Raw genomic sequence first — 11,414 nt, forward strand, 5'->3', positions numbered from 1 at the left:
CCTATGACTTTACTGCGGGTAGACAAACTCAAGGAAGGTATGGTCGTAAAGGGAGATGTCATGGCTCCCTCCGGAAGGTTGGTGCTGCCGGTCGGCACGAAGCTGGAGGATAAACACGTCCGGCTGCTTAAAAGCTGGGGAGTAGTGGAGGTCGAGATAGAAGGTGGCCCCCATCCGGAGAGCTTGCCCAAATTGCCTCCTATGACCAGAGAGGCCATGACCAAAGGTGCGGGCTATCTGGATCATCTGTATTCTCTCTGTGGCAGAGGGTCTCCGGTTCTCAGGGAGATGTTCCGTATTTCCACTGTGAGGACAATGGCTCTAATTGCCGAAAAAGGCATCTTGGCTGTTCCCGATATACCCCATATTAACGACCTAGATGATGTCTCCTGTTCCGAGTCGCTCGATTTGTCTATCTCTCAATTGGTAGGGAAACAGACCAAGCTCTTTTCCTTTTCCGAGACGTACCGTCAAATCGTAGAGGTCCTTCGGTCTCCCAGGAGTTCCTCCGCCCATGTAGCTCAGGTCGTGGAGAAGGACACCAGCCTGTCCGCCAAGCTCCTCAGAATAGTTAACAGTGCTTATTACGGTTTTCCCTCAAAGATAGGCTCGATCCAAAGGGCGGTTACCGTGCTTGGAGGCAGAGAGCTTACCACCTTGGCGGTCGGAGTGACTGCCATACGCTATTTCTCCGGTTTATCCCAAAACGTTATAGATATGGACCGTTTCTGGCGTAATTCCGTGGCCTGCGGTGTGTTTGCCAGACTTCTGGCCGGAGAGAAGCATCTCCTATCGGACAGCCATTTTTTTCTGTCAGGGCTGCTCCGCGACATCGGCCTGCTACTATTGCTAGGGGAGTATCCGGATTTCATGGGGAAACTCTTGGATAGGGCAAGCTCCAGGAAAATGTCTCTGCCGGTGTGCGAGAGAGAGGCGTTCGGATTCTCTCATTCCTTCTTGGGAGCTGCTTTGCTTTCGGAATGGCAGGTCCCACCCTATCTCATAAGTACCATAAAGTACAAGGACAATCCCTTGGCCTCCGACGATGTTTTGGAATCTTCCATTTTACACGTTGCCGATGTGTTGTCATTTGCGATGGGGTACGGTTGGAGTCCTATAATTCCGGTCCCATCGCTGGATCAGGATGCCTGGGATCACCTTGATCTGTCTCATAACGTCTTGGACACCCTGACTGCCAGGGCCAACAGACAGATAAGCGAAATCCTAGGAAGCTTCATAGGCTGAATCGGAGAGATTGTATGATCGATCTTAAAAAAAGACTCGACTATCTGGAAAGGGAGAGGGACAGGGTCATAGTTTCCCTGGACTCTGTGTTGAGCTTCAACAGTCGATCCTCTATGATAGGGGAATCGACGACGCGTATCGGCCTTTTGACCGACGCTTCCGCTAAGCTTCGGCGATTATGTCACTTTAGTTGTGTGTCCTTTTATCTCGTGAATAGGAAAGATCAGGATTTCTATCAGGCCTTCTGTGACGATTCCGAATGGCGAGATTTCATCGAGGCCGAGAGAAATGGACTGGTCGACGATGGAACCTTCGCATGGGTTCTGGGAAGGACTCAGCCTACCGTACTGAGTTCCAGCGACGGCAATTATAGTTTGATGTTGTGCTCTCTCTCCACCGCGTCTCGGATAATGGGAATGTTCGTCGCCGTTGTCGAACGGGACAAGGGCTGCATGGATGACATCTCTCTTTCTTTTATGGCGTTGATATTGAATATAACCTCCATCTCTCTTCAAAACCTCGAGCTTTACGGTCTCGTACATGAGCTGAATGAGGATCTGGAGAAAAAGGTATCCAGCTTGACCGAATCGGAAAAAAGGTTGACCAATTACCAGCGTAATCTTGAAGATTTGGTCAAACGTAGGACCGCCGACCTGGAAAGCACCCACGACGAACTTCTCCTCGCAAAGGAGAAGGCCGAAGCGGCCAACGCCGCCAAAAGCGCTTTTTTGGCCAACATGAGCCATGAGATCCGTACTCCTATAAACGTAGTACTAGGTATGACCAACCTGGCCTTGGAGTCCGGAGATATTCCGGATGGCCCTAGAGAATATCTTGAAGACGCTAGATTGGCCGGTAGAGAGTTGCTTAAGCTTATAGACGGTATTCTGGATCTGTCTAGAGTTGAGTCTGGAGAGATGAGCCTCTCCCTGGAATCTTGCGATCTTTACGAATTGTGTCGTTCCGTTATTGATATGACGAGGGTGAGAAATAGTTCCGACGAGCTTGCGATAGAGCTCGTTTTCGATGAGTATGCTCCTAGACGGGTAAAATGCGATACCTTACGTCTGAGACAGGTGCTTTTGATCTTAACGGAAAACGCGGTTAAGTTTACAGAGAGAGGTTCCGTTACCTTGATAGTCTCCATGGTTCGTCGTTCCGAGGGAGAGGCTACGATTCGCTTCGCCGTTAAGGACACAGGTATAGGTATATCGGAGGATAAGAGGGATCAAATATTTGGCACATTCTATCAAGGAGACGATTCCCGATCCAAGAGGCATAAGGGAGCTGGTCTCGGTCTTTCTATCGCCAAGCAAGTAGTGGAGATCATGGGAGGTCGCCTGTGGTTAAAGAGTGAGGAAGGCAGGGGAAGCACATTTTTCGTGGATGTGCCTCTTCCCGTCTTGGCCGATGAGTCTCACCCTATCGCTGTGGAGAATGTTTCGGTTGTTAACGCCGATGACATGGTGCTTCCTCGCGAACTGACAGTTCTTTTGGTAGAGGACAATATGCTGAACCGCAAATTGGCGGAAGCCATGATGGCAGGGCTCGACTGGACCATCGACGTCGCTGAGGACGGTTTCAAGGCAGTAGAGGCGGTATCGGGCAAAAGTTACGATATCGTCTTTATGGATGTACAGATGCCCGGCATGGACGGACTGGAGGCGACCAAAAATATAAGATTAATGGAAAAAAAGGGGCTTATATCCTATCGTCCGATAATAATAGCCATGACGGCCAATGCGATGAAGGGCGACAGAGAGATATGTATCGAGTCTGGAATGGACGACTATCTCTCCAAACCCCTTAACCGAGACATAATGATGAAGACTATAATATCGGCTTTGATGTCCGGGGGATGACGATGGATCGATCTAGAGTGGAACTGAAGAAATGCGCCATATGTGACAGGGCTTTTTGGGGTGGCCCCGAGGACATGGCCTGCGGATCCTGTCGAGAGGAATACGAGAAGCTCCGGGAAATGGTGAGAGAGTATCTTTGGCATCAGCCAATGCAGAAGGCTACCTTGGAGAGAATAGAGACCGATCTGGGAATCCCCCCCAGGGTGGCCAGGATGTTGCTGAAAGATCCTAGATTCAGCGGACTAGGCGATAAGGATATAGCCAAAGATGGCCTCGACGAAGAGGAAAAGAGGAATTTTAAACATGATCGGTAGAATAAAGAAAATATTGTACTATGCTAAGTTGTTCTTATTCGGGACATTTTTAGATAAACGTAGTGCCGTTGTTAGAAAAGAGGCCTTCGACGAGAACGACGATCTCATGTTACTTCTCTTCGGCGATTATCTAGGTATACCGAACCCCATCTCCTATTACATGCTCGAGCTGTTGCCCTACGTGGCGTCCGATATGGACGCCTGGGAGAGGCGGATTCAGAACAGAAAGATGATCTTGGCCGAGAAGGCGGCTCAGTTTGATTTTGATTGATCTTAGGACGGAGGTCTAAACATGTATCGTAGATATACCTTCTTTGGAGGAAAGGGCGGAACCGGCAAGACGACCTGTGCCGCCTCCTATGCTCTCTCCCTAGCACGTCGGGGTGTACGAACCTTGGTGGTATCGACCGACCCTGCTCATTCTCTGGCTGATGCAATAGGATCTCCGATTGGGAGCGAGGTCGTGGAGGTTGAGAAAAATCTTTGGGCCCTGGAGATAGACGCGGAGCTTGAGGCGAAGAAATACATGGAGTCCATTCAGCAGCAGATGCTTCACATAGTCAGTGCAGCGATAGTCGAGGAGATAAAACGTCAGCTTAGGATCGCATATCTTTCTCCCGGTGCGGAGGAGGCAGCCATATTCGACAGATTTATCGATTTGATGGAGGAGGCGGGGGATAAATACGACGTAATAGTTTTCGATACCGCTCCTACCGGCCATACCCTCAGGCTTTTAACCCTTCCCGAGGTGCTGGAGGTCTGGATCGATCATCTGATAAAAAAGAGAACCAAGGCCATGGATCTGATGAGACTGGCGGCCAGATATGAGAAGGAGCTTCAGGAAAAGCTCAAGGACGATCCGATATTCAACATCCTCTCCCGTCGTCGAGATAGATTCCAGAGAGCCAAAGATCTGCTCACCGATCACGATAACGCAGTTTTTCATTTCGTTTTAAACGCGGAAAAGATGCCCATTCTCGAGACGGAAAGGGCTATAAAATTGTTAAAGGAGTTCGATATAAAAGTAGGCTCCGTGGTGGTCAATAGGATAATCCCTCCGGAGGCCGGGGCCTTTTTCGAGAAGCGTAGAGAGGCTCAGGAGGGATATCTGAAGACCATCGACGAAAAGTTTGGGGAATATGGTATCGTTCGTCTGCCCATGTTGGAATCAGACATTCAGGGTGTGGAGCAGTTAGAGTCCATCTCCGAGTCGATAAAGGAAGTGGAGGAGCTATGATAAAGAGGACCGGTTTTTTAACCGGTCCTCTTTATCGAGGAATAGCTTTAACGTTCCTCTCTGTAAAATGGGGTACCTAAGGCGGCTGGAGCCCCGAACAGTATCCCCTTCCCTTTCTTAACGGATATGACCAGTAATACCGTTATAGTCAGTATGTAGGGTAGCATAAGGAGGAGGGGAGCCGGGATGTTCGTCCCCGCCGCCTGTATCCTGAGCTGACAGGCCTCGACTCCTCCGAAAAGATAGGATCCGAATGCCGCCCTGGCGGGGTGCCATATCGCGAAGATCACCAGAGCAACTGCTATCCAGCCTCTGCCTGCGGACATCCCCTCTGTCCACATGTGGCTGTAGGATATGGACATATAGGCTCCTCCTACGGCAACGACTCCGCCTCCTATTAGTGTGGCCGCGTAACGTATGGCCGCTACGTTCAGACCGACCGAATCGGCGGCCCGGGGATTGTCTCCTACCGCCCTCAGGTTCAATCCGGTCTTCGTTCTCCATAGAAACCAACACATGAAGGCGACCAAGGCGTAGGATATATAGACCAGTGGATCGTGATCGAAGAAGACCGGCCCTACGAGGGGGAGCTCTCCCAGAAAGGGTATAGTCGTCTTCGTCAGTCCCTTGATGGTCTCTCCTACGTAATTTATCCCGAGTATGGCGGTTATTCCCGTTCCCAGCATGGTCAAGGCCAGGCCGCTGACCACCTGGTTTCCCCCGAGGGTTATGCAGACGACGGCGTGAAACAGGCTGAAGAAGGCCCCTATGCCGAAGGCTGCCGCAACCCCGAGCCAGGGGTTCCCCGTGGACGATGTGACGGCGAAACCGGATAAAGCTCCTAAAAGCATCAATCCCTCCAGCCCGAGGTTCATCACTCCGCCCTTTTCGGTTATTATCTCGCCCAACGTGGCGTAGAGGATCGGGGTTCCGCTCCTGACCGCTGCGGCCAATATGGGTACGATGATCTCCACGTTAGATCTCCTCCTTCACCAGGACGATTCGGTATCTTCGGAAGAACTCTCCGGCCAGTATAAAAAACAGGATGCATCCCTGAACCACTAGGGTACTGGCGATAGGCAGCCCCATGACGATCTGGAGGGACTCGCCTCCGACCAGCAGGCCTCCCATGAGAAAGGATACGATCGCTATGGCCAGAGGGTTCAGCCTGGATAACCAGGCCACTATGATGGCAGTGTAGCCGAATCCTCCGGAAAAGCCGTGCTGCAACCTGCCCTGAAGTCCGGCGACCTCGCTCATTCCGGCCAGTCCGGCTATGGCTCCCGATATGAACATCACAACGACGACGTTTTTGACGTAGTCTATTCCGGCGAAGGTAGCTGCCTTGGGGTTTTCCCCTATAACCCTTATCTCGTACCCCCAACGGGTCATCTTGAAGACCCACCATGCCAGTAGAATCAAAGCCAGGGCTATGAAAATGCCCGAATGGACCCTGCCCCACCCTATAGGTATCAATTTGGCCGTCTCCGGGAAGGGCGCCGTCATGGGGAAGCCCAGACTGGACGGATCCCTCCAGGGACCGTAGACGAAGTAGTCCATCAGGTGTATGGCGATATAGTTCATCATGAGGGTAGTTATTATCTCGTTGACGTTCCATCGGGCCTTTAAATAGCCAGCGAAAGCGGCCCATATGCCTCCTGCGATAATCGCCGATATGCCCATTATGGTCATCATGGTCCAATGGCCCTCAACGGGGAAGTACCTTACCGCGGCGGTCGCCGCTATGGCTCCCATGAATATCTGCCCTTCCGCCCCGATGTTCCATATCAGCATCTTGAACGACAGCATAAGGGCTATCGCCGTCATGGCCAGAGGTATGGCCTTGACCATGCACTCGCTCAGGCCGTAACTGTCGCCAAAGGCGGAATAGTACATTTCCCTGTAGGCCTCGACGGGAGAAACCCCCATCATGATGAGAAAGACTCCGCTTGCCAGAAAGGCCATAAGAAGTCCTCCGACGGGAATAGCCAGGTCCAACCAAAGAGGCTGTCCTATCCTTTTCTGTCTTTTTATCCTCATGCCTTGGTCCTCCCCAGCTCATCCATCCTGGTTCCGGCCATCATCATGCCTATTTTCTCCACCCCGAACGACGATGGTTCGTCGACGATCCCCATTATCGAACCTCTGTACATAACCGCTAGGCGATCGCTCAGAGCCAACAGTTCGTCCAGGTCCTCGGATATGAGAAGAACTGAGGCTCCTTTCTCTCTCTCGTCCAGAAGCTGCTCCCTGACGAACCTGGTCGCCGCCACGTCCAGTCCCCATGTCGGGTTCATCGCTATCAGGATCTTAGGCACGTCGCTGAGCTCTCTGCCGAGCATCAGCTTTTGAATGTTACCTCCCGATAGATTTCTGACGGGGGTCCCCACCGAGGGTGTATCCACGTTGAAGTTCTTTATGATGTTCAAAGCGTGTTTGAGAACTATCTTCCAGTCTATGATAACGCCGTGAGCTACGGGGCTTCTCCAATATCTCTTGAGGGTGGAGTTTTCCCCTACGTCCATGTTGGAGACCATGCCGGTTCCCCGTCTATCCGCAGGTATGTAGCGAACTCCCGCGTCTATCAGTTCTCTGGCCCCTTTTCCGGTTATATCTTTTCCGCCGAGGAATAGATTTCCCGAGACCAGCCTTCTGAGGCCGGCCATGACCTCGCACAGTTCGGTCTGTCCGTTTCCGGCGACTCCCGCTATCCCCAGTATCTCCCTTTCCTTGAGGTCGAAAGATACCTGGTCCAGAGCCTTGAGACCTCGATCGCTGAGAGCTGTGGTCTCGAACAGACTGTATGTGACGTTCCCTGGGGAAAGGGGTTTTTTATCCATCTCCAGCGACACCCTTCGGCCGATCATCATCTCGGCTATCCGTTCCTTGCAGGATTTGCAGGTGTCCACCGTGCCTATGAGTTTCCCCTTTCTGAGGACGGTGACCCTGTCTGAAATTTCCATCACCTCGTCCAGTTTATGGGATATGAAGATCACGCCTCTTCCCTCGGAGGTCATTTTCTTTACGGTGGAGAATAGATTTCCGGCTTCCTGAGGAGTGAGGACCGCCGTCGGTTCGTCGAGTATCAGGACCTTGGCGTTTCTGTATAAGGTCTTGAGTATCTCGACCCTCTGCTGTTCTCCTATGGAAAGCTGCCATATCAGGGCCTCGGGGTCGACGTCCAGGCCGTATTGACGGGATATTGACTCTATATCGGATATGATCTTTTTTTTCGGAAGTATCTGAGGAAGGTCGGCGGAACCCAGGATCATGTTTTCCCATACCGTCTGAGAGGGGACCAGCATGAAGTGCTGGTGTACCATACCTATACCTCTGGCTATCGCGTCGTGAGGGGATCCGAAGGAACACTCTTCTCCGTCGATCTCGATGGATCCTCCGTCGGGACGATATATGCCGGAAAGTACGTTCATCAGGGTGGATTTCCCGGCTCCGTTTTCCCCTAAAAGCGCCATTACCTCCCCCGGTTTGACCGAGAGGTCCACTTCGTCGTTAGCTCTGATGCCTTGAAAGGATTTTACGATTCCTCTCATATTGACCAAAGGGCTTGGTTCCGACGTCGTCATAAAAAGAGTCCCCCCTTGCACGGTATCATGGATATGAGGAAATAAAGCGAGGGTGCTCTTTTATGAAGCACCCTCCTGCTATGATACACTGAAAACCTATCTCGGCGAATTAATTATGAATGGATCTATTTGGGAATAGTGCCTTCGACGCCCTGCACGAACCAACTCATTCCGAGCATCTCTCCGTCGGTCATCTTTGCGTCCTCGGCGACCTTCAGCTCGCCGTTTTGGTCCCATATGGGTCCCCAGAAGACGTCCCATTCTCCGGATATTATGGCCTTTTCCCTGGACTCTACCGTTTCCTGAAGGGACTTTGGCACTGCCTCGTTGAATGGGGCGAGTTCTACCAATCCTTCTTTCAGTCCCCACCATACCTGATCGGGAGCCCATACTCCGTGGGCTATCTGTTTGACCGTGTAGTCGTAGTATTTTCCCCAGTTCCATATAGGGGAGGTCAGGTGCATCTTCGGTGCGAACTTGGACATGTCGTTGTTGTATCCTATTACGTATACTCCGGCTTCTTCGCAGGCTTGAGGTGCTGCTCCGCTGTCGGCGTGCATTCCTATGACGTCGGCGCCGGCGTCGATGAGGGCCTTGGCTGCCTCTTTCTCCTTGCCTGGGTCGAACCAGGAGAACAGCCATATTATTTTCACCTTGACCTTGGGATTGACGCTTCTGGCTCCAAGGGTAAAGGCGTTTATGCCTCTTATGACCTCCGGGATCGGCTGAGCCGCCACGTAACCGAGGACGTTGCTCTTTGTCATGGCTCCAGCCACTATTCCGGAAAGGTAGCGGGCCTGATACATGCGGCCGAAGTAGGTTCCCATGTTGTCCGCCGTTTTATATCCCGAGCAGTGCATGAAGTAGGTGTCGGGATGTCTCTTGGCTACGTCGACCATGAAGTCCATGTAACCGAAGGAGGTTCCGAAGACCACGTTACATCCCTTTCTCACCAGGGTCTCGATGACTCGGGCGGAATCAGGTCCTTCCGGGACGTTCTCCACTATAATGCTCTTAGGCAGGTCGGGGTTATTCTCGTGCATATAGGCTCTTCCCTGATCGTGCATGAAGGTGTAGCCTCCGTCTCCCACCGGCCCTATGTATATGAAGCCGGACTTTATGTCCTGAATTGGGACGGCTTTCATGGCGGCGGTAGCGGTGCCGATCATGAGAACCGCCAGGGATAGGGCGATGATTCCTGTCAGTAACCGTTTTTTCACAGTCAATACCTCCTCTACGTATTAACGAGACGAAGCCCGTCTTTGCCAGAGTATATCACGTAAGGACGATGTATATCCATGAATACAGTTATCCTGGTTTTACATTTTTCTCGGTTTGGGTAAAATAATGGGCAGGCAAAACGCTTCCCTCACAGGGGAGACTTTTTATTTTTGGAGGAAATGCCAGATGGGTTCGGAGGAAAGATACCACAAGACTTTCTCTGTATCGTGGGAACAGATTCAGAGAGACTGCAAGGCCCTGGCCTGGAGACTTTTGGACCGCAAGTGGGAGAGGATAATAGGTATAGCGAGAGGGGGACTCATCCCCGCCGCCATAATAGCCAGAGAGCTCGATATAAGGCTGGTCGATACCGTATGTGTCTCCAGCTATACCATGAAGCGCCAGGGCGAGCTGGAGATATTGAAGCAGATCGATACGTCCAGCAAGGGCGAGGGGTGGCTTATCGTGGACGATCTCGTCGATACCGGCAAGACTGCGAAGGTTGTCAGGGATATGTTTCCGGAGGCTCGGTTCGCAGCGGTTTATGCCAAACCGGAGGGAAGGCCGTACGTCGATACGTACATAACCGAGGTCAGTCAGGATACCTGGATACTGTTTCCCTGGGACGCCGAGCCCCAGTATTCGGATCCCATAAGCATGAGGCAAAAATAACGGTAGAACGGGACGTAGGTTCGGCCGAACCACGTCCCGTTCTTTTACTCCACCAGTGTGGGAGGAAGTCTGTCCCCCTCCTCGGGTACCATGCAGATGAAATGGAAGTCACAATGTTCCTTGGCCTGGAATCTATGGTGTACCTTCGGAGGTATGTAGAACCAGCCGTCCTCCTTTAGTTCGAACGTCTGGTCGTCTACGATCGCCGTAGCCTCTCCTTTCAGGATCAGCCCCCAATGAGGCCATTCGTGGCAGTGAAGCGGGTTTCCCGTTCCCGCTTTTATGGTGAAATAGCGTACCACGTGTCCTGGCCAGTCGTGGACTTTCGGGCTGAATACGATTCTTTTTTCCATGGTGGGACCGCTGGCGTCGTCCAGCGTTATGTCTCTCAACGATCCGGTATATTCTTTCATGTTCCAAATCCCCCTTCGAGTAAGATCTCTCGAAAATCAGTATAACAGAAAGCTCCCTTTCTCAGATTGCGGAAGGACAGCCGGAGGAACTTTTTCCGGAGTCGTTGGAGATGATCTCGGCCATTATTGCCACGGCTATTTCCTGAGGGGACCCGGCTCCGATTTCCAGTCCTATGGGGGTATGGATTCTCTCTAGATGTTCTTTCGATACTCCCTTTTTTCCCAGTGTTTCCCACAGGGTGGCGGCCTTCTTTTTGGAGGAAAGCATGCCGACGTAGGATGGATTTTTGCCATCCAGGAGTTTCACCACGTCGCCGTCTTTTCCGTGGGCCCAGGTGCATATAACGACGGAGACTCCCGGTTCCATCGGGAGGGTGTCGATGGCCTCTTCGAGAGGCAGATCCACAAATCTAGAACAGCCAGAGGGAGCCGTTATCCCGTCTCTGTCGTCCCAGAAAATCACGGAGTAACCGCAGAGGGAGGCTATGGTTCCCACCGCCCGTCCCACGTGTCCTGCTCCGAATATGACCAGGTCTCTTCTCCTGCCTATCGCCTCCATGAAGACGGCGGTGCTGCCTCCGCATATAAGCCCCTCCGTATCGGAAGGCTCCGCCTCCAGCCGGTATTCCATCGTCTCGTGAGGACGGCCATCTGAGAGCAGCTTCTGTGCTTTCGATATGGTCTCTCTTTCCAGAGCCCCACCTCCGACCGTGCCGATCGTGGTGCCGTTTTTTTCGACCCACATCTTCGAACCTACCCGACAGGGGGTGGATCCGTTTTTCGCCACTACCGTGCAGAGTACTCCGGGGACCCTCTCTCTTATAGCTCTTTCCATCGTTTCGATTATCTCTGGGGTCATCTTGTTT

12 protein-coding genes are annotated in these 11,414 nt (G+C 52.1%); 6 read left to right on the forward strand and 6 right to left on the reverse strand.

Annotated elements, in window-relative coordinates:
- Positions 1–3: 3 nt before the first annotated feature.
- From L2W48_RS00680 to L2W48_RS00700, 5 genes are read left to right on the forward strand one after another with little or no spacing between them, the layout of a single operon-like run.
- Positions 4–1,245 carry an HDOD domain-containing protein gene (locus L2W48_RS00680; protein WP_236097662.1) on the forward strand — a complete coding sequence of 414 codons (1,242 nt, stop codon included), beginning with the start codon at positions 4–6 and terminating at the stop codon, positions 1,243–1,245.
- A 14-nt stretch (positions 1,246–1,259) separates the two neighbouring features.
- Positions 1,260–3,107: an ATP-binding protein gene (locus L2W48_RS00685; RefSeq protein WP_236097663.1), complete on the forward strand. Its 1,848-nt coding sequence runs from the start codon at positions 1,260–1,262 to the stop codon at positions 3,105–3,107.
- A gap of 2 nt (positions 3,108–3,109) precedes the next feature.
- Positions 3,110–3,421 (forward strand): hypothetical protein, encoded by a 312-nt coding sequence (locus L2W48_RS00690; protein WP_236097665.1) that lies wholly within the window; start codon positions 3,110–3,112, stop codon positions 3,419–3,421.
- Positions 3,411–3,692 carry a DUF7990 family protein gene (locus L2W48_RS00695; protein WP_236097666.1) on the forward strand — a complete coding sequence of 94 codons (282 nt, stop codon included), beginning with the start codon at positions 3,411–3,413 and terminating at the stop codon, positions 3,690–3,692. The genes L2W48_RS00690 and L2W48_RS00695 overlap by 11 nt, the downstream gene beginning before the upstream one ends.
- 21 nt (positions 3,693–3,713) lie before the next feature.
- Positions 3,714–4,658, forward strand: coding sequence for an ArsA family ATPase (locus tag L2W48_RS00700; RefSeq protein WP_236097668.1), 945 nt, complete (start codon positions 3,714–3,716; stop codon positions 4,656–4,658).
- A gap of 47 nt (positions 4,659–4,705) precedes the next feature.
- Here L2W48_RS00700 and L2W48_RS00705 read toward each other — a convergent pair whose 3' ends face one another.
- The 4 genes from L2W48_RS00705 to L2W48_RS00720 form a co-directional block, all read right to left on the reverse strand.
- Entirely contained in the window at positions 4,706–5,632 is a 927-nt protein-coding gene (locus L2W48_RS00705; protein WP_236097670.1) for an ABC transporter permease, read from the reverse strand.
- A gap of 1 nt (position 5,633) precedes the next feature.
- A complete protein-coding gene (locus L2W48_RS00710) occupies positions 5,634–6,698 on the reverse strand; it encodes an ABC transporter permease (RefSeq protein ID WP_236097671.1) in 1,065 nt (354 codons plus the stop codon).
- Positions 6,695–8,209 carry an ABC transporter ATP-binding protein gene (locus L2W48_RS00715; protein WP_236116487.1) on the reverse strand — a complete coding sequence of 505 codons (1,515 nt, stop codon included), beginning with the start codon at positions 8,207–8,209 and terminating at the stop codon, positions 6,695–6,697. Before L2W48_RS00715 ends, L2W48_RS00710 begins: the two co-directional genes overlap by 4 nt.
- Before the next feature lie 158 nt (positions 8,210–8,367).
- The gene (locus L2W48_RS00720) at positions 8,368–9,462 is read right to left on the reverse strand and encodes a BMP family ABC transporter substrate-binding protein (RefSeq protein ID WP_236097674.1); all 1,095 of its coding nucleotides are present in this window, start codon (positions 9,460–9,462) and stop codon (positions 8,368–8,370) included.
- 187 nt (positions 9,463–9,649) lie between these two features.
- On the opposite strand from L2W48_RS00720, the gene gpt reads away from it, so the two are divergent.
- A complete protein-coding gene (gpt, locus tag L2W48_RS00725) occupies positions 9,650–10,135 on the forward strand; it encodes a xanthine phosphoribosyltransferase (RefSeq protein WP_236097676.1) in 486 nt (161 codons plus the stop codon).
- Between the two features lie 44 nt (positions 10,136–10,179).
- On the opposite strand, the gene L2W48_RS00730 is transcribed toward gpt, so the two are convergent.
- Positions 10,180–10,548 carry a cupin domain-containing protein gene (locus L2W48_RS00730; RefSeq protein ID WP_236097677.1) on the reverse strand — a complete coding sequence of 123 codons (369 nt, stop codon included), beginning with the start codon at positions 10,546–10,548 and terminating at the stop codon, positions 10,180–10,182.
- Positions 10,549–10,609: 61 nt separating this feature from the next.
- Positions 10,610–11,407, reverse strand: a complete 798-nt coding sequence (locus tag L2W48_RS00735) for an XdhC family protein (protein WP_236097678.1) — start codon at positions 11,405–11,407, stop codon at positions 10,610–10,612.
- Positions 11,408–11,414: the final 7 nt, after the last annotated feature.

The organism is Dethiosulfovibrio russensis (assembly GCF_021568855.1).
In the GTDB taxonomy this organism is placed as follows: domain Bacteria; phylum Synergistota; class Synergistia; order Synergistales; family Dethiosulfovibrionaceae; genus Dethiosulfovibrio; species Dethiosulfovibrio russensis.